Source organism: Paenarthrobacter sp. NPDC089322 (assembly GCF_040684895.1).
GTDB lineage: Bacteria > Actinomycetota > Actinomycetes > Actinomycetales > Micrococcaceae > Arthrobacter.
Genome location: NZ_JBFBGW010000008.1, coordinates 62228 through 80137, shown reverse-complemented (window position 1 = coordinate 80137; position 17910 = coordinate 62228). Strand labels below are relative to the sequence as shown.

The window sequence follows — 17910 nt, the reverse complement described above, 5'->3', positions numbered from 1 at the left end:
TTGTCGACCCTTTTTTCGAAGCCAGTACCTTCGGACCAGCGCCATGGGATCAGTGTCTCTTCAGGACTCACATTTCTTAGGAGTCCATATGACTGCCAATCCTTCAGACCACAACACCCGGGAGAACGGGAGCCAAGAGAACGGGACCGTCGCTTCGGGCGGCATCAAGTCCAAGCTCACCGATGCCCAGCGTGCCATGCTCGCGAGCAAGTCAGGCGGCGGTGCCCCCGCCGGCTGGCAGAGCACCGGCAAAGGACACAAGCCGACTGCCGCCAGCGGGAAGCAAGCGAAAACGATGAAAAAGGTCCGGTGGTAGCCCTGCAGACATCAGCCTTCTCCGGACCTAAAATTGAAGATCCCTTCGTTTCAGTGCAGAAAGGAAGAACCATGACCGCGAATCATGACGCCCAAAGCATCAATCCCGAGGTCGCAAGCCACTTGGTGGAGTCCATGGACATGGCCCCCATGCCGGAGCCGGCCACCATTGCAGTTGCCCTGGGCATGGACCAAGGCAAGCAATGGCCTGACGGAAACGGCAAGCGCCGGCACCCGAAGGAGCGCGACCACGCCCACGGACGCATGGGCCAAGGCGCTGCAGTAACGGCGATTCACCGGACCAGCCGTCCGCAGATGCCGCACTCCTCCTAACCCGCACCGTCCCGGCCCAACTGGGTCGCAGCAGCGCGCGTTTTGGACGTCCAGAACGCGCACAACTGCGACCTAGTTGGGCTGGGTCACGTCTGAAGGGGACTTGTCCGGACGCCAACCCCGCCACACGGGATGACGCAGCCTGCCCGTGCCGGTCCAATTGCCGAACGTCACCTCGGCGACCAAGTCCGGCGCCACCCAGCGGGCCGTGGCTGCGTCCTCGCGGGGTATGTCCAGGAACGGGGAGTCGGGTGTCGCCAAGGGCTCAAGCTTCTCCACGACATCCCGCAACTGCCAGTCGTTGAAGCCTGTCCCCACCCTGCCTACGTAGCGCAGCCTGCCCCCTTCCGGGATCCCCAGCAGCAGCGAACCCACCGTCTTGCTCCGTGCGCCGGAACCCGGCCTCCATCCGCCGACCACCACTTCCTGGCTCTGCTCCAACTTGAGCTTGAGCCAGGCCCTGCTGCGGCGCCCGATGACGTACCGGCTGTCGGCCTTCTTTGCCATGACCCCTTCGAGGCCAAGTTCCCCGGCGCTCGTCATCAGGTCCTCGACGTCGTGGTCCAACACCTCGGAGACATGAAGGGGGCAGCCTCCCGGAAGTCGTCCCGCGAAAGCGGCCAACCGTTCCCGACGCTCGCGGAAGGGCAAGCTGCTGAGGTCCGTGCCGCCGTCGTACAAGAGATCAAACAGCATGAGGCGGACCGGAACAGACGCGCGTGCCCGTTCGATGTCCGCCGCCTTGACCAGGTTCATGCGGAGTTGGAGCCGTCCAAAATCCGGGCGGGACCCTTTCCCCAAAGCCACGATTTCTCCATCAGCCACGAAATCACCGGGAGGCCAACATGACCGGTTGGTGAGTTCCGGGTAAGTGGCTGTGAGATCGTTTCCGTTCCGGCTCATCAAGCGGATCTTGCCTTCCGTGCCCGTGATGAGGGCCCGGATTCCGTCCCACTTCAGCTCATACAGCCAGTCACCGCCGCGCAGTTCGCCCACGGAACCCGAACTGGCGAGCATCGGCGTGTAATTGGGTATGGCCTGGGGCGCGGGCGCAGCCGGTACGGACGGACGCGTGGGCGCCTTGGCCGGTCGGCGGCCTCCGGGCTGTTCCTTCATGAGGTGAATGAGCCAGCGGTCGCCCGTGTTGATGAGGGCCAGGCGTTTGGTGCCATGAAGCCCGCCCCCGGGCTGGCCGGTGAGTGTTGCGATCACTTCCTTGCCCTCGCGCCATTTCTCGCAGGTGTACTCGCCACGGTCCCAGATGGTCATGGTCCCGGCTCCGTATTCACCTTTGGGAATCACGCCGGCGAAGTCCGCGTATTCCATGGGGTGGTCTTCGGTGTGCACTGCCAGGTTGTTCCGGTCCGGCGTCTCCGGCACGCCCCGCGGCAAAGCCCATGAGGCCAGTACGCCGTTGCGTTCCAGGCGCAGGTCAAGGTGGTAGCGCCGGGCATGATGTTCCTGGATCACAAAGATTCCGCCCGGCGGGGGAGGGTCGCCTGGCTTCGGCTGCCCGGAGGAGGACTGCAGTGCGTGGTCGCCTGGTGCAGAGTTCGACGACGACGGGAACGGTTCCGGGGTCTTGCCCGGATCGCGCATCCCGACGTATTTGGCGAGGCGGTCCTCGACGGTCACCACCCGCTCCCGAATTCCCGTAGTACCCCCGCGTGAGGCGGCGGAACCGCCGGACCGGATGCCGCCGTCGTCGTCCTCATCTTCACCGTGTGGGGGCAAATGGCGGGAGGAGATCGCCGCGAAGTGGTCCTTGCCTGTCTTGACCCGCTTCATCACGGCCGTGAAATCGAGGTGGTCCAGGGAAGCCGAGGACAATTCCCGCCACGTTCGCGGCGCTGCAACGGTGGGATGTGCCTTGCCGCGCAGGGAGTAAGGCACGATGGTGGTTTTGTTGCCGCTGTTCTGGCTCCAGTCCACCAGCACCTTGCCGTGCCGGAGGGACTTCTTCATGTCGCTGACCACGAGCTCCGGGTGGTCCGATTCCAACGCGCGTGCCAGTTCATGGGCGAACGCCGAAACCTGCTCCGACTTCAGCGTCCCCTCGAGGCCTGTGTAAAGGTGGATGCCCTTGCTCCCGCTGGTGACGGGCACGGGCTCCATCCCCATGTCCTGCAGTATGGAGCGGGCAAGCTTGGCCACTTCCACGCACTCGGGAAGGCCGGCGCCAGGGCCGGGGTCGAGGTCCAGGACAAAACGGTCCGGACGCAGCGGATTGCCGGCCGGATCCACTTGCCACTGCGGGACGTGGATCTCCAACGACGCGATCTGCGCCATCCACGTAAGCGTCGCGAGGTTGTTGACCATGGGGTAGTCGTTGGTGTGGTCCGAATGGTGGATCGTGGCACGCGGAATCCACTTAGGCGCCGAGTCCTCAAGGTTTTTTTGGAAGAACACCTCCCCGGGGTCCCCCGCCGTGCCCACGCCGTTGACCCAGCGCTTGCGCGTCACCGGCCGGTTGGCTGCCGCGGGGATGAGGAACGGGGCTACCGCGGCGTAGTACTCAAGGACCTCGGCCTTGGTGGTGCCGGTTTCCGGGTAAATGATTTTGCCCAGGTTCGTGAGGGTCAGCTCATGGCCCTCGACGACGACACGTTCCTTCTGCTTGCCTGCCACCTCTTCTCCTCTGCTGGCTTGTGCTGTTGACTGGGTGCATGAGGGCCATATGGAAGGGATCTATCGCGTTCGGTCTGGTCAACGTACCAGTTAAGCTCTACAGCGCCACGGAGGACCACGATATTGGCCTTCATCAAGTCCACAATAAGGACGGTGGACGCATCCGTTACCAGCGCAAATGCGAAATTTGTGGCGAAGTGGTGGCGTACGAGGACATTGACAAGGCCTACGAAGAGGAAGGCCGCACCGTAGTCCTCACAGCGGCGGAGCTCAAGTCGTTGCCGGAGGAGAACAGCCGCGAAATCGAGGTGGTGGAGTTCATTCCCGCCGAGCAGCTGGACCCCATCATGTATGAGCGCAGTTATTTCCTGGAGCCGGACTCCAAGTCGCCCAAGGCTTACATGCTGTTGCGGCAAACGCTGGAGGACACGGACAGAATCGCGATCGTCCAGTACGCCCTGCGTCAGAAAACCCGGCTGGGTGCCTTGCGGGTTCGCGGCGATGTGCTGCTGCTCCAGGCGCTGCTCTGGGGCGACGAGGTCCGTGAAGCCAAATTCCCTTCCCTGGAAACGGACATCAAGATCTCGGACAAAGAGCTTGAGATGTCCTCCGCCTTGGTGGACTCCATGGCTCACGACTTCGACCCCGATGAGTACACGGACGATTACCAGGTCCAGTTGCGGACCCTGATTGAGGCCAAGCTGGAGAAGGGCGAAGCCCTGGACACGGAAGCCACGTTTGGCGCCGTGGAAGGCGAAGGCGAGGGCGGCGACGTCATCGACCTCATGGAAGCGCTGAAGCGCAGCCTGGACAAGAAACGCGGGAAGGAAAAAGCCGCCGACGACGACGCTGCCGCCACCAAAACTGCCAGCAAGCCAAAGACGCGGGCCAAGAAAAAGGCTTGACCCGGCGTCGTACTCCCAACTGGGTCGCATTTAAGCGCTTTTAGGGCGTTGTAAACGCGCACAATTGCTACCCAGTTGGGGAAGTTCGCCTCAGCCTTTGACTGAACCCGCAGTGAGTCCCTGAACGATGAACTTGCTGGCGAAGGCGAAAATTACCAGCGTTGGAACCACCGTCAGAACCGCGGCAGCGGACATGGAACCCCAATCGATGTTGAAGCTGGAAATAAAGCCGGCCAGCGCCGTCGGGATCGTCTTGTTGCTGTCGCTGTTCATCAACGTGACGGACAAGAACAACTCGTTCCAGCAGTTGACGAAGTTGAAGACGAAACTCGCAGCAATTCCGGGCAGCATCACAGGAACAATCACTTTGAAGAGTGCACCCATCCTGGAACAGCCATCAATCATGGCGGCTTCCTCCAAAGCGTCAGGAACATTCTCGAAGAATCCCCGAAGCATAATGGTGCAGAACGGAATGCAGATCGCAATATAGATCAAGATGAGCCCGGTCTTGGAATCCACCAGCCCGAAGTCGGTCATCATGAGGTAGAGCGGGCCCAAGGCAATGAATCCAGGGATCATTTGCGTCACCAGGAACGCCCCCAGCACCGCGCCCCGTCCGGAGAAATGGAAGCGGGCCAGGACGTAAGCGGAGAGCAGCGAGATCAGCGTTGCCACCGACGCGGCCACCAACGCCACCACCAGGCTGTTGAGCATGTACTGGCCGAAGTCCGACTTCGTGAAAAGCCCGATGTAGTTGTCAAAGGACAGTTGCCGCGGCCAGTAATCCAGTGGCAGCGAATAGATGGCCCCCGGTTCCTTCAAGGACGTCACCACGATCCAGTACAGCGGGAAAACGGTGACGATCAGGCACAACCCAAGAAAAACAACCTTGGAAACCCTGCCTGCGAGCGTCGGACTGTTGATCATCGGGCTCCCTTTCGAAAGCGGACAGCCATGAGGTAGAAGACTGCGAACAGCATGAGGGTGACCACCACGATCAAGCCGAGGGCGGATGCCCTGCCGTAGTCGCCCTCTTGGGTAATTTTGATCATGTACGTGGTGATGATGTGGGTTTGATCGGCCGGCCCGCCGCCCGTCATGGCGAAAATGATGTCCGGGAAGTTGAAGATCCAGATCACCCGCAAAAGGATGGTGAGCGCCAGGGTGGTGGCGATGCTCGGCAGCGTGATGCTGAAGAACGTCCGCACTTTCCCGGCACCGTCCAGGGCGGCTGCCTCGTACATTTCGTCGGAGACCGACTGCAACGCGGCGAGGATCATGATGGCGAAGAACGTCACGCCGTACCAAATGTTGGCAATGATGATGGCCGTCATGGCGAAGCCCGGGTCTGACAACCACGGGATGGGCGAGCTGATCAGCCCCGCTTTCATCAGCAGGTCATTGACCACACCAAATTCGGCGTTGAACATCCACCGGAAAAGCATGCCGATGAGGAATCCGGATACGGCCCATGGAAAGAAGATCATGGCCTGGTATGCACCGCGCATCTTGAATCGCCGCTTCAGGAACAGCGCCACTGCGAAGCCGATGACCACCTGCGGTACCAGGGAGCCCACAACCCACACCACGGTGTTGCGGATGATCGTTCCGAATTCGGGAGCATCGAACAGGCTCTGGAAGTTGGCAAAACCAACCCACGACGTGTCCGAGAGATCATTCAGGTTCCAGTTACGGAACGCCATTTGGCTGCCTGCGATCATGGGGTAGTACGTGAAGACCCCCACGAACACAGCTGCCGGCGCCAGGAAAGCCAGCAAGGTAAAGGCTGTCCGGGCGCTGAACCGTCGCTTGGCCGGGTTGCCGCTGCCCGGGCCAGGTGGTCCGGTCTTTCGGCCCGGTGGAGTGGGCGCGGCCCGCTTGAGGTCGAGACTCACGGGAAGCTATCCCTTCATCTTTTCGGTCCAATACGTGTCCCAGCTGGACAGCAACTCGGCCGTGGTCATCTGCCCCGTGAGCACCCGCTGCAATTCGCCGTCAGACTTCTTGATCCACTCCGTCCACCAGGACACGCTGCGTGGCTGGATGGCGGAAACATAGGTGTCAGGGTTCTCCGTCATCTTGACGTAGGCAGCCCATGGGCCAGTGCTGTAGAAGGTGTCCTGTGCAGCGGATTTCAGGATGGGGACAAGGCTGTTGTCCTTGCTGAAGGTAGTGGCGGCGTCCCCCTGAGCCAAGTACTTTATGAGCTTGACTGCCTCGGGCTTTGCCTTTGAAGACTCGGCGATACCCCACCCAGCGGAGGCTACCGGCTGGACGGCTTTACCACCGGGGCCCACCAGCAGCGGCGCGACGTTCCATTGGTCTTCTTTAATGGCCTGTGATTCCTTCACTGTGGCAATGACCTCAGGGTCTTGCAGCAGGAAGGCCGTGGAGCCGTTGCTGAAGCCCTGGACCATCTCCGGGTAGCCCCAGGCCACGGAGGACGGCGGGGATCCCTTTTTGAAGAGGTCGATGTAGAGGTCCATGGCTTCCTGGGCTTTGGGGGAGGAAAAGATCGTCTTGCCGCTGGTGAGCTTGAAGGCGTTTTCGCGGTCGATCTCGTCGGCTACGTAGGCCTCGATGATGGCCACGGCGTTGGAGTTGGCGTTGGTGCCCCCGCGGAAGGCGTAGCCGAACTTGTTCTCCGCAGGCTTGTTCAGCGCTGCAGCCTGCTCGGCCATCTCTGACCAACTGCTGGGGGGACCGTCGAATCCGGCGTCCTTGACGAGGTCGGAGCGATAGAAGAGGGAAAGGCCGTAGAAGCCGTAAGGGATGTAGTAGGTCTTGCCGTTCTGCTTGGAGTACGTGACCGCGTTTTCCGTGAGGTTGTTCCAGCCATCCCAGCCGTCCAGGTCTTTGGTCATGTCGTAGAGCCAATTGTTGGCACCGAAGGATCCCACCGTGATGTCACGTGCTTCCACGACGTCGATGCCCTTGCCGGACTGGAGCATCTGCTGGATCTTCTGGTCGGCTTGATCGGTCGGAGGCGAAATAAGGTCGACTTTGATGTCCGGATTTTCCTTCTCAAAGCCCGAAATGAGCTTCTTCAGGGTTTCCGTCCTGGTCGGATTGGTGAGGCTTTCCACCATCTTCAAAGTGACCTTGCCTTCGGCAGCAGTCTGGCCGCCGCCGCATCCGGCAAGGGTTAGAACAGCGGCCAGGCCTGCTGCCGCAGACGCCATAATTCTGGATTTCACGTGGGTCCTCCGTTAATTGGTTGAGACGGACAAACGGGTGCGTCGACCAAGCGGCGACGGCAGGTGGTGTCTAGAGGGATCGTGCGAGCCGCACGAGTTCGGGAACGGCTATACCGGCGAAGATTTCAAAGTCCTTCGGCGAGTTGTACAGGTGCGCGGAAAGTCGCAGGAAGCCTTCTCCGTTAAAAGTGGTCACGGCGGATTCGATGTCCAGTTCTTCCGAAATGAAGGCCCGCACGTTATGCGAATCTTCATGCGTTGTGGCAAGGCCCTCCGGCAAGCGGAGCAAGCGCATCGGTCCCACGGGCATGCCGACCTCCACCGTGTGGTCCTGCCCTGTGAGGTCCGCGAAGGCAGTGCTGATGAGGGATTCGCCGTAGTCGCAGAGCGCAGTGGCATAGGTGCGGAACGTTTCCCATCCGTACCGTTCACTGATGGTGTCGAATGATTTGCGGGCCGCCATCCAAGACGTCACGTCCTGGGTTCCGACGTGATCGAAGTTCTCCGGAAAGCTGTGCGGAAAACCCCACGAATCGATGAGCGGGGTCAGTGTGCCGGCGCGCTCGCCGCGGGCGACGAGGGCGGCCGTGCCCCTGGGTGCGCAAGCGAACTTGTGGAGGTTGCCAACCCAGAAGCCATCAAAGGAGGGAACGGGCAATTCCACGATGCCCGGCGCGTGGGCCCCGTCTACGAGCACTGGAACGTCCATTGCAGAGGCTGCCTCGGCAATGGCCTCCACTGGGAATGCCCGTGCTGTCGCCGAGGTGATCTGGTCCACCACTATGAGTGCCGTCCGGTCGCTGACTTCTGCCATGACAAGGGACGTTGCGGTCACTGCGTCCGCATCCAGCGGGACTTCCGCGACCCGGACCCTGCCGCCGTGCTTGCGGGCCACGCGGTAGGCGCCATGCAACACGGCTCCGTAGGCGTGGTTCGTCATCACTATCTCCGAACCCGGGGCTAATGCCAGCGAGTTGTATACGGCGCTGATTCCGGCGCTGGCGTTTTGGACCAAGGCGACATCCTGGGCTTCGACTCCGAGGAACGCGGCAACATCCGTGCGCGCTGCCGCCACTGCGTTGTATTGCCCCATGAACCACGTGCAGGGGTTCGCTTCCATACGGGCCTTGAGTTCCAGTTGGTATTCCTGCGCAGCGCGGGGAACGGAACCGTAGGAGCCGTGATTCAGGTGGACCTTGGAGGGAGCGAGGCTCCAATCAGAAGAGGAGGGGGCGCCGTCGGGATTCATCATGGGACGGGGAGCCGTGAGGTTGCTGGCTGGGTACACAGGGGCCTTCTTGCTCGGAGAGGCGGGACTGTCTGTAAGTTACCTCACACCCCGGGTCAAGACAACAGACAACTTCCCAAAGACATAAGATGACTTTTCCAAAACAGCTGTATTTCGGCGAGATATAGCCCGCAAATTGCATAAGAGATACGATGTATCTCTCTTGGAAGTCTGACAACCACGTCATACCGCTACGGAGTGGCCCCGGTGCTGTAGCGTGTACCGAGTCTGGAGGAGGCGGTTAATTGGGTGCTGTTGAAACGGCGATGCAGGGACTGCGGAACAAGATCGCTTCCGGTGAACTGGTGCCCGGTCAGAAATGCCCTCCGGAAGCTGAGCTGTGTGCCCAACTTGGAGTTTCCAGGAGTTCCCTGAGGGAAGCTGTCCGCGCCATGTCAGCGCTTGGGATCATGGAGTCACGACACGGTTCAGGGACCTACATTTCGTCTTTGGAGCCGACGGTCATCCTCCAGAACTTCGCGCTGCTGGTCGATCTGCTTCCATTGGACGGCCTTTTGGAGCTGTTCGAAATCCGCCGCTTGATGGAATCGCACGCGGCGTCGGCAGCCGCCGCCAACGCAACACCGGCTGCCTTGGCTTCCCTGACGGCTCTGGTGGCCAGAATGGATGGCACGGACAACCCGTCCGAATACTCCGAACTTGATTCCCAATTCCATGAGGAAATTTGCCGTGCAAGCGGTAACTCCACCCTGGCCGGCTTGGTGCGCCTCTTCCGTTCCCGAGGTGGCCACTTCCATATTTTCGACGGCGATGAGGGCACCACTGTGCGGGAGGGCAGCACCGCAGGCCATGCTGCGATCGTGGACGCCATCGTGCAGCGGAACCCGACGCTTGCCGCGACTGCGATGGCAGCACACATTGCCCAGACCGAAGCCTGGCTCAAAAGATTGAGGCCTGCCCCGAGGCTCAGCGACTGAGCCGGCGTCGTCCTCCCAACTAGGTCGCATTTAAGCGCGTTTAGAGAGGTCTAAACGCGCTTAAATGCGACCTAGTTGGGTGGGATCAGTGGTTCCGCAGCATCGAGATGATTTCGGATTTCTTCTTCCCCGAGTACCCTTTGATGCCCAGTTCCTTGGCGCGGGACTTGAGCTTGTCTACGGTCCAGTCGTCATAATCGCCGGACTTGCCGCCCTTCCGGCCCACTTCCTTGCGGCCGCGGTTTGCGGCGGCGTTGGAGATGCGGGCTGCTTTCTCCTTGGACGCTCCGTCATCGCGGAGTTCCTCGTAAAGCTTTGGGTCTTTCAGGCTGGAATTCTTCTTACCAGGCATGGCGTTCGTCTTTTCTCTTATCGATCAGGCGCCGGTTTCGTAATGTGGCTCAGCTACTGGCTTGGATTCAGGCGAGCCCCTTTGACGGAGGTAGACGGATGCCCACACGAGGACTGCAACAGCAAGGAACTCGCTCTGCCAGTTCTGGAAGGACTCAAACCAGAATTGGCTGGACCCGATGTACTCCAACAAGGACACCTCCGGAAGGCCGTGGCTGACTTGCTCCTCGTTGTAGGCCGCCGTGCCGCCGATGGCGTGCACCGTGATCGAGGCCAGGAAGAGCAGGGCAAACAGCAAGGAAAGGGAATGCTCGTACACTTTCAGCGCCCAACCACCGCGGCGCACGGGCCAAGGGGTTTTTGCGGACTTCGTGGCTTCACGCGGGTCTTCGTCCTGGGGAGCGGGCTTGCCCATGGGCTTGGACTCGGAGGAACCTTTTTGGAACAGGAACACAGTCAGCACCACGTACATGGCCATCTGAAGGAACTCCGACTCCCAGTTCTCGAAGACGGCTTCAACGAAGTGGCCGGTGCCCACATACTCCAGAATGCCCATGGGCGGCTGTCCATGGGATTGTTGCTCTTCGCTGTAGCTCGCAGCACCGGAGACCACCATGCCACCAAGGAACGCGACGAACAGCCCCGCGTTCACGAGCAGTAATCCGTGCTCTTTGATCCATTGACGCACAGGTCCTCCCTTCGTTGAGGCTTCCTGGTGCTTGATTGGTCGCAGCATGGCCTATACCTCCTTGCCCGGACCACTCCCATTACCGTTGCCGTTACCGTTGCGGACGGCGCGTCGATGCAGCCAAATAGGCGTTCCCAGCACCAGCACCAACAGGACCAGGATGATGGCACCTCCTGATACAAGGCCCGCCGTCCTGCCCGCCACCACATCGAACACCAAGGACGCTGAGCCGACGATAAGGATGGCAACACCGAACAGCGCGAACTTGGTGACGATGTTTGCGCTGGAAACCAGCGTCGACTTGAGCCCTTGGCGGAACAGCCTGCGGTGGACACTGACCGGCAACACAATCAGGGACGTGGTGAGTGCTGCCGCCATGACATTGAAGAGGTAGAGCCCCCGCTGCCAGTCGTCCAGATCCTCGAACCGCTCTTGGAACGGCAGTGTGAGCAGGAAACCACCCAGAATCTGGACACCGGTCTGGAGTACGCGCAGTTCCTGGATCAATTCCATCCAATTGCGGTCCATCCGCTCTTCGGTGGATTCGTTCCTGCCCGTTCTGGGAGCCTGCTCTGGCTCTACCATTCGTGCACCTCCGGATAGGTATTGGTGGACGCTGACGATACACCGGACTACGGTCGAACTGTCAGCATTCCTCGAACAATTTGTGGGGCCTCAAAGGATTTCCAAGGAGGAAGAAATGAATCAGGACGAGCACCGCGTAGACCCGGACGAAGCCGCCGGCGGATACGGTACACCCACTCCGGAGCAGGAATTGCCCGGGCAGGGTTCGGAACGTGAAACGCCGGAAAGACCGGCACCCGGAACGTCTCCCGGCCCGGGGGAGCCACCTGAAGGCAGTCCCACTCCGGAGGATCCGGATACGTCTCCGGTTCCCCCGGCACCGCATGAGTTCCCCACCCCGCAGGATCCTGATGCTGCTCCGCCGCCAAGTACTGGCGGTCAGCCCCAACAATAATTTGTGGGTATCCAGTTTCACATCCCAAGAGCGGTGGAGGACTGCCCCCTTGCTGCAGCCTTTGCTGCAGCGGGGACAGCCCTCGCGTTCCGCGGATATTCAGGGCGTGCCGGCCGTTATGGACGGCCGGTTCGGGTCAATGTTCGCGGCGCGCTCTCTATACCGTGTGACCCCTGCGGCCCGACATGAAGCTGAGCAGCCAGCCGATTGCTGCGATGACGAGGAGCACGACGCCTACCCACAGCAGCCAGTTCAGGGCTTGCGAGAAGCCGCCCACAAGAAGAAGGACAATTGCCACTACACCAGCAATAATCAGAAGCGTGTTCATGGTCAGCACATTCCTTTCTGGGGGAATCCGCAAAGAATCTTTTGGATTCCTGACTATGCATTCCTACTTACTTCAATTGAGTTGTTCCAGCATCAGGAGGCGCCCCATCGTCTCCAAGTGCCTTTAATCGCTATCACTTCCGGTCTTCGCCAAGGGGCGAGTTCGCCAGTTGTGAACAGCGACACTCTTCATTGTACTACTAAGCAACCTTATGAAAGAGTTATTCACGTCGTCACTCGATGATTGACCTACCGCCCAGAAATTTTGGCGTCAAGGTTTTTCGCCCACGCGACCGTCCAAGAGAGGAACAAATGAAAGCGTCACAGCAGCTTGCTGACAACCTTCAAATCGTCCTGACCGACCTCATCGAGCTACAGCTCCAAGGCAAGCAGGCACACTGGAACATCGTGGGCCCGAACTTCCGGGACCTCCACCTCCAACTGGACGAACTCGTCGTCGCTACCCGCCAGTTTGCCGACGATACAGCTGAGCGCATGCGGGCCCTCCACGCCCTGCCGGACGGCCGAAGCGCAACCATTGCCAAGGGAACCAGGCTCGAGGAATTCCCCGGCGGCCTGGTTACCACAAAGAACGCCGTCAAGCTGATCACCGACCGCGTGGAACGCGCGGTGCAGACCATGCGCGACGTCCACGACGAAGTCGACGAGGAAGACCCCACCACGGCGGACCTGCTGCACGAGTTCATAGCACGCCTAGAGCAGTTCGTCTGGATGATTAACGCGGAAATCATGAACGCAGGGGCTGCGGTCACGGATCCGGACGAAGCGTAAGCGGCCGAAGCACGACTGCAGCCAGGCGCATCCAACATGCCACGGCTAAGGCGAAGCGACCTGTCCAAGCCCGGCATCGTACGGCGCCGGTCCGGAAAGGGATTCAGTTACCGTCACCCTGACGGAACGCTGGTTGCACCGGAGGATCGCCAGCGCATCAACGCGCTGGCGATCCCTCCTGCGTGGACCGAGGTGTGGATCAGCCCCTACGAGAATGCCCACATTCAAGCCACGGGCGTAGATGCAGCGGGCCGAAGCCAGTACATCTACCACCCGCGTTGGCGCGAACGCAAAGACAGCGAGAAGTTCCAGCGCGCAGCCGAACTCGGCTCAGTCTTCCCTTCCGTGCGCCGAACGGTCACGTTGCACTTGAAGGACGCTACCTCGCCCAAGCAACAAACGTTGGCGGCCGCCGTGCGGCTCATGGACCTGGGCGCCCTGCGTGTCGGTTCGGAGGCGTACATGCGCCAGAACGGCTCCTACGGACTCACAACCCTGCGCTGCCGGCACGCCCGGGTCAAAGACAACGCGGTATCCCTGAAGTTCCCCGGCAAGAGCGGCCAATGGTGGGACACGTCAATTAACGACCCCGCGCTAGCGACCTTCCTTGAACCCCTGGCGCGGAGACCCGGCAAGGAGCGCCTCCTGGCCTACAAGGACAATGGGTCCTGGGTTCCCTTGGACGCGTCGATGATCAACGAGTACCTGCGCGGGATCGCCGGAGCTGCCTATACGTCCAAGGATTTCCGGACGTGGAAGGGGACAGCGGCTGCGGCCCTGAGCCTGCTGAAGTCGGAGGGGACCATGACGCGGCCCCAGGCCTTGGTGAAGGCAATGAAAGAGGCCGCGGCACTGCTTGGCAACACGCCCACCGTAGCGCGCACCTCCTATGTGGATCCGAGGATCGTGGAGGCCTACCTCGGTGGTGAGCTCCAAACAGTGAAGCCCACGGAACCCTCCATTGCTGCCTTCTTGATCGAAAAGCAGAGCTAGGGAGGGGTCCGCGGGCCGCCTGATTTGTTCCGACTAAGCGTCGTGGTCCGTTTCCAGGATCTTCACGAGGCTGTCCAGTGCTGCGTCTGCGCCTTCTCCTTCGGCCCGCAGCACCACTACGTCGCCGTGCTCGGCGCCGAGGCTCATGAGGGACAGGATGCTGGCAGCGTCCATGGCGTCGTCCGCGGGCTCGCCCTGGCGTGCGATGGTGACCTCGAGGTCCAGTTCGCCTGCGGCTTCGGCGAAAATGGCTGCCGGGCGGGCGTGGAGTCCGACGCGGCTTGCGATGGTAGCTGTACGTTCGGGCATTGGTGCTCCTTAGGTGGTGTGGTTGAGTCCGGCTTTGTGGGAAGTCTAGAGCCCGAGCTCGTCCAGGATGGGGAGCTGGGCCCGGACTGCGGCGCGTGCCGCAGAGGCACTCGGGGCGGCAAGGGCGGTAGTCGCGAGCTGTTGCGCCTGGGCAACAGTGACAGTGGCAAGGACGGCTGCGACGGCGGCAAGCGCCCGGGCGCTCATGGACAGTGTCGCTACGCCCAGGCCAACAAGTACGACGGCGAGGGCCGGGTCCGCGGCTGCCTCACCGCAGACGCCAACCGGCTTGGGCGCGCCGCTAGCACCGCTGGCGAGCGTGGCGCCGTCGGCCGTTAGCTTGACCAGTTGCAGGACGGCTGGCTGCCACGGATCGTTCAGGGTGGCGAGCGGCCCCAACTGCCGGTCCGCGGCCATGGCGTACTGGGTGAGGTCGTTGGTGCCCAGCGACGCGAAGCTGACTTCGCGAAGAACGGTCGCGGCGGTCAGTGCGGCGGATGGCACTTCGACCATCACGCCCGGGGTCTTCAAGCCGGCCGCGGCGCACAGCGAGGCGAACCGCGCAGCCTCCTCCGCCGTCGAAATCATGGGTGCCATGACCCAAACGTCGGCGCTGTTGGCTGCCTCAGCCGCGGCGATGGCTTCCAGTTGCCGCTCGAGCACCCCCGGGGAGGTGAGGTCGGTGCGGTAGCCGCGGACCCCGAGTGCCGGGTTGGGTTCGTCGGCGTTGGTGAGGAAGGGCAGGGGTTTGTCGGCACCGGCATCCAACGTGCGGACCACGACCTTCTTGCCCGGGAAAGCAGCGAATACCGCACCGTAGGCGGAGATCTGCTCTTCCACTGTGGGCTCGTCATCGCGGTCCAGGAAGCAGAATTCCGTACGCAGGAGCCCGACGCCCTCGGCCCCGGCTTCGGCGGCCTTGACCGCATCCGTACCGGTTCCTACGTTCGCCAGCAAGGGCACCCGGAAGCCGTCGGCCATGGTGTTGTTGCCGCTGAAGCCAGCGAGCGTGGAAGCCTGCGTGGCCCAGGCCTTGGCCGCCAAGCGCAGGTCTTCACCGGGCTCGGCGGTAATGGTGCCTGCAGCGCCGTCGACGTACACGTCCGTGCCGTCTGCGATCCCGTCCACGCCCACGGCGGCAACCACGGCGGGTAGGCCCAATGCACGGGCGAGGATGGCCGTGTGCGACTGGGGCCCACCGCTGGAGGTGATCAGGGCAACCACCTTGGACGGATCAAGGGTTGCCGTGTCCGCGGGTGCCAGGTCTTCCGCCGCGAGGATGAACGGAACCTCCGAAGCGGGGATGCCCGGGGCGGGCAAACCGCGAAGTTCGGACACGATGCGCGCCCGGACGTCAAGGACATCCGCTACCCGCTCAGCCATGTAGCCACCGAGTCCCTTGAGGGTCTCCGCAACCGTGCCGCCGGCTTCCCAGATGGCCCGTTCAGCAGTCCTCGCACCGCCCGGGGCCTCGGGGGAGAGCAGCTTGATGGCCGACTTCACCAACATGGGATCGGCGGCCATCAATGCTGTGGCCTCCAGAACTTGCTTCCCTTCACCGTTGGCGGATGCCGCCCGCTCGCGCAGTTCTGCCTGGACGGCCTTGGCCGCGTCCTTGATGCGCTGCGCCTGGGACTCAACCGTCACGTCGGCCGGGATGTTCACGTTCGGGTGCGGTTCCTGAACCGGCTTGGGCATCTGCCGTACCGGTGCCAGGACGCGCCCGGGGGCTACGCCGACGCCTGAGAAGGTCTGCATGTATCTGGTTCCTCTGCTTGCTTACGTACTTCTGGGCTAGGGCGGACTGGAGTGGGTCAGACGCCTGCGGTGGCCGGTACGGCCTCAGCTTCTACCGGCTTCCTGACTGCCCAGCGCTTCAGGGCGATGACCAGGAGTGCCGTGATCACGACGCCGACGGCGATCGACAGGAAGAAGAGCAGGAAGTTATCGATGGCGAAGAACACGAACAAGCCACCGTGGGGAGCCTTGGATGTGACAGCGAATGCCATGGACAGTGCGCCCGTTACAGCGCCGCCCACCATGCTCGCGGGAATGACACGGAGCGGATCGGCAGCTGCGAACGGAATGGCGCCTTCGGAGATGAACGAGGCACCCAGCAGCCAGGCAGCCTTGCCGTTTTCACGCTCTGCCAGGGAGAAGAGCTTCTTGTTCAGGACGGTAGCCAAGGCCATCGCCAGCGGCGGAACCATGCCCGCAGCCATCACTGCGGCCATGATTTGCCACGGTGCCTGGTTGGCTACGGTGGCGGTGCCCAGGCCGGCAACAGCGAAGGAGTAGGCAACCTTGTTGACGGGTCCACCGAGATCGAAGCACATCATGAGGCCGAGGATGACGCCGAGGAGGATTGCACCTGCGCCTGTGAGCCCGGAGAGGCCGGTGTTCAGGGCATTTGTCAGGGCCACGATCGGAGCGCCGAGGATCAGGAACATCAAGCCGGATGCCACCAGGGAGGCGATCAGCGGGATGATCACCACGGGCATCAAGCCCCGGAGCCAGCGGGCGACATTGAGCTTGCCCAACTGGTACGCAACATATCCGGCGAGCAGACCGCCGACGATGCCTCCAAGGAAGCCTGCGCCCATGAACCCGGAAACAGCACCGGCCACGAATCCGGGAGCAATGCCGGGGCGGTCCGCGATCGCATACGCGATGTAACCAGCAAGCGCCGGGACCAGGAAGCTAAGGGACAGCCCACCGATCTTGAACAGGACAGCACCGAGGTAGGCACCTAGCGGTCCCCAGGCATTCTCCGGGAACTCCGTGGGCAGGTTGAAGATGCTGTTCTCCAGGACGATCTTGTCCGCGAAATCAGTGATCAGGTAGCCGCCCATGAGGAAGCCCAGCGCGATCAGCAGGCCGCCACCGGCCACGAACGGAATCATGTAGGAAACACCGGTGAGGAGTGCGCGCTTCAGCTTCTGGCCGATGTGCTCGCTCTTCTCCTCCGCAGCCCGCTCGGCCTGTTCCTCGGCACCAAAATGCGGAACGCGGTGGGCGTGCGGGTTATCCGCTGCAGCCAACGCTTCCTGGACCATCTTCTCCGGCTCGTCGATACCGCGCTTGACGGGAGCGTTGACCACCGGCTTGCCGGCGAAGCGCTCCTTTCCGCGAACATCGACGTCGACGGCGAAGATCACCGCGTCAGCCGCAGCAATCACCGCCGGGTCCAGCGGCTTCGCGCCGGAGGAACCCTGCGTTTCCACCTGCAGGTCCACGCCGACTTCCTTGGCCGCAGCAACCAGCGAGTCTGCTGCCATGTACGTGTGGGCGATGCCGGTGGGGCATGCGGTGACGGCTACCAGGCGCTTGGGTGCGGCAGCCGTCGTCGTGCGCCCGGCGGCAGTAGCTCCAGCGGCCGGCGCGGCGGACGCGGCAGGTGCGGCAGCCGTGGGCTTGTCCGCCAAGGCGCCGTCCACCAGCGCCACTATCTCCTGCGGAGTTGACGCCGCGCGGAGCGCTGCCGTGAAGTCCTTCTTGATGAGGGATCGTGCCAGCTTGGAGAGCAGCTTCAGGTGTTCCTGGTCTGCGCCCTCCGGAGCTGCGATGAAGAAGATGAGGTCTGCCGGGCCGTCCTTGGCGCCGAAATCCACCTTGTGGGACAGGCGGGCCATGGCCAGTGCGGGCTCCGTGACGGCAGCCGAACGGCAGTGGGGGATGGCGATGCCGCCGGGAACGCCGGTTGCCGTTTTTTGCTCACGGGCGTAGGCATCCGTGAAGAGGCCTTCGATCTCGGAGGCACGGCCAGCGGCGGCAACTTTGCCGGCCAGGATGCGGATGACGTCGGCAGGGGAGTCGCCCATGTTCTGGTCGAGGGTGACCAGTTCGGTTGTGATCAGCTGGGTCACT

At 62.1% G+C, this 17910-nt stretch carries 19 protein-coding genes; 7 read left to right on the top strand and 12 right to left on the bottom strand.

Going from position 1 to position 17910, the window contains the following annotated elements; translation table 11 throughout:
* The first annotated feature begins 88 nt into the window (after positions 1–88).
* Complete coding sequence (locus AB0N65_RS10650; RefSeq protein ID WP_364160905.1) at positions 89–316, top strand: hypothetical protein; 228 nt, start codon at positions 89–91, stop codon at positions 314–316.
* Positions 317–387: 71 nt separating this feature from the next.
* Positions 388–648, top strand: coding sequence for a hypothetical protein (locus AB0N65_RS10645; protein ID WP_364160903.1), 261 nt, complete (start codon positions 388–390; stop codon positions 646–648).
* A gap of 72 nt (positions 649–720) precedes the next feature.
* Here the strand turns inward: AB0N65_RS10645 and AB0N65_RS10640 are convergent, their stop codons facing one another.
* Positions 721–3276 (bottom strand): ATP-dependent DNA ligase, encoded by a 2556-nt coding sequence (locus AB0N65_RS10640; RefSeq protein ID WP_364160901.1) that lies wholly within the window; start codon positions 3274–3276, stop codon positions 721–723.
* A gap of 38 nt (positions 3277–3314) precedes the next feature.
* On the opposite strand from AB0N65_RS10640, the gene AB0N65_RS10635 reads away from it, so the two are divergent.
* Positions 3315–4181 (top strand): Ku protein, encoded by an 867-nt coding sequence (locus AB0N65_RS10635; protein ID WP_364160899.1) that lies wholly within the window; start codon positions 3315–3317, stop codon positions 4179–4181.
* Positions 4182–4271: 90 nt separating this feature from the next.
* On the opposite strand, the gene AB0N65_RS10630 is transcribed toward AB0N65_RS10635, so the two are convergent.
* The 4 genes from AB0N65_RS10630 to AB0N65_RS10615 form a co-directional block, all read right to left on the bottom strand.
* The gene (locus AB0N65_RS10630; RefSeq protein WP_364160897.1) at positions 4272–5108 is read right to left on the bottom strand and encodes a carbohydrate ABC transporter permease; all 837 of its coding nucleotides are present in this window, start codon (positions 5106–5108) and stop codon (positions 4272–4274) included.
* Positions 5105–6076 (bottom strand): sugar ABC transporter permease, encoded by a 972-nt coding sequence (locus tag AB0N65_RS10625; protein WP_364160895.1) that lies wholly within the window; start codon positions 6074–6076, stop codon positions 5105–5107. Before AB0N65_RS10625 ends, AB0N65_RS10630 begins: the two co-directional genes overlap by 4 nt.
* Before the next feature lie 6 nt (positions 6077–6082).
* Positions 6083–7378 carry a sugar ABC transporter substrate-binding protein gene (locus AB0N65_RS10620; protein WP_364160893.1) on the bottom strand — a complete coding sequence of 432 codons (1296 nt, stop codon included), beginning with the start codon at positions 7376–7378 and terminating at the stop codon, positions 6083–6085.
* 70 nt (positions 7379–7448) lie between these two features.
* A complete protein-coding gene (locus tag AB0N65_RS10615) occupies positions 7449–8666 on the bottom strand; it encodes an aminotransferase class V-fold PLP-dependent enzyme (RefSeq protein WP_364160891.1) in 1218 nt (405 codons plus the stop codon).
* 245 nt (positions 8667–8911) lie between these two features.
* On the opposite strand from AB0N65_RS10615, the gene AB0N65_RS10610 reads away from it, so the two are divergent.
* A complete protein-coding gene (locus AB0N65_RS10610; RefSeq protein ID WP_364160889.1) occupies positions 8912–9604 on the top strand; it encodes an FCD domain-containing protein in 693 nt (230 codons plus the stop codon).
* An 85-nt stretch (positions 9605–9689) separates the two neighbouring features.
* Here the strand turns inward: AB0N65_RS10610 and AB0N65_RS10605 are convergent, their stop codons facing one another.
* From AB0N65_RS10605 to AB0N65_RS10595, 3 genes are read right to left on the bottom strand one after another with little or no spacing between them, the layout of a single operon-like run.
* Positions 9690–9956, bottom strand: a complete 267-nt coding sequence (locus tag AB0N65_RS10605) for a Rho termination factor N-terminal domain-containing protein (RefSeq protein ID WP_364160887.1) — start codon at positions 9954–9956, stop codon at positions 9690–9692.
* 24 nt (positions 9957–9980) lie between these two features.
* Complete coding sequence (locus tag AB0N65_RS10600) at positions 9981–10691, bottom strand: DUF6766 family protein (protein WP_364160885.1); 711 nt, start codon at positions 10689–10691, stop codon at positions 9981–9983.
* Between the two features lie 3 nt (positions 10692–10694).
* Positions 10695–11228 carry a DUF6328 family protein gene (locus AB0N65_RS10595; RefSeq protein ID WP_364160883.1) on the bottom strand — a complete coding sequence of 178 codons (534 nt, stop codon included), beginning with the start codon at positions 11226–11228 and terminating at the stop codon, positions 10695–10697.
* A gap of 115 nt (positions 11229–11343) precedes the next feature.
* On the opposite strand from AB0N65_RS10595, the gene AB0N65_RS10590 reads away from it, so the two are divergent.
* Positions 11344–11622 carry a hypothetical protein gene (locus tag AB0N65_RS10590; RefSeq protein ID WP_364160881.1) on the top strand — a complete coding sequence of 93 codons (279 nt, stop codon included), beginning with the start codon at positions 11344–11346 and terminating at the stop codon, positions 11620–11622.
* Positions 11623–11779: 157 nt separating this feature from the next.
* Here the strand turns inward: AB0N65_RS10590 and AB0N65_RS10585 are convergent, their stop codons facing one another.
* Complete coding sequence (locus AB0N65_RS10585; protein WP_018778938.1) at positions 11780–11950, bottom strand: hypothetical protein; 171 nt, start codon at positions 11948–11950, stop codon at positions 11780–11782.
* 311 nt (positions 11951–12261) lie between these two features.
* Between AB0N65_RS10585 and AB0N65_RS10580 the strand changes: the two genes are divergently transcribed.
* Together AB0N65_RS10580 and AB0N65_RS10575 are read left to right on the top strand one after the other, a co-directional pair.
* Complete coding sequence (locus AB0N65_RS10580; protein WP_364160879.1) at positions 12262–12741, top strand: DNA starvation/stationary phase protection protein; 480 nt, start codon at positions 12262–12264, stop codon at positions 12739–12741.
* Between the two features lie 36 nt (positions 12742–12777).
* Positions 12778–13734 carry a DNA topoisomerase IB gene (locus AB0N65_RS10575; RefSeq protein ID WP_364160877.1) on the top strand — a complete coding sequence of 319 codons (957 nt, stop codon included), beginning with the start codon at positions 12778–12780 and terminating at the stop codon, positions 13732–13734.
* 33 nt (positions 13735–13767) lie between these two features.
* On the opposite strand, the gene AB0N65_RS10570 is transcribed toward AB0N65_RS10575, so the two are convergent.
* Genes AB0N65_RS10570 through AB0N65_RS10560 form a run of 3 tightly spaced genes read right to left on the bottom strand, consistent with a single transcriptional unit; the run spans position 13768 to position 17909 of the window.
* Entirely contained in the window at positions 13768–14043 is a 276-nt protein-coding gene (locus tag AB0N65_RS10570) for an HPr family phosphocarrier protein (protein ID WP_364160875.1), read from the bottom strand.
* A 45-nt stretch (positions 14044–14088) separates the two neighbouring features.
* The gene (gene ptsP / locus AB0N65_RS10565) at positions 14089–15801 is read right to left on the bottom strand and encodes a phosphoenolpyruvate--protein phosphotransferase (RefSeq protein WP_364160873.1); all 1713 of its coding nucleotides are present in this window, start codon (positions 15799–15801) and stop codon (positions 14089–14091) included.
* A 56-nt stretch (positions 15802–15857) separates the two neighbouring features.
* Positions 15858–17909 (bottom strand): fructose-specific PTS transporter subunit EIIC, encoded by a 2052-nt coding sequence (locus AB0N65_RS10560; RefSeq protein ID WP_364160871.1) that lies wholly within the window; start codon positions 17907–17909, stop codon positions 15858–15860.
* Position 17910: the final 1 nt, after the last annotated feature.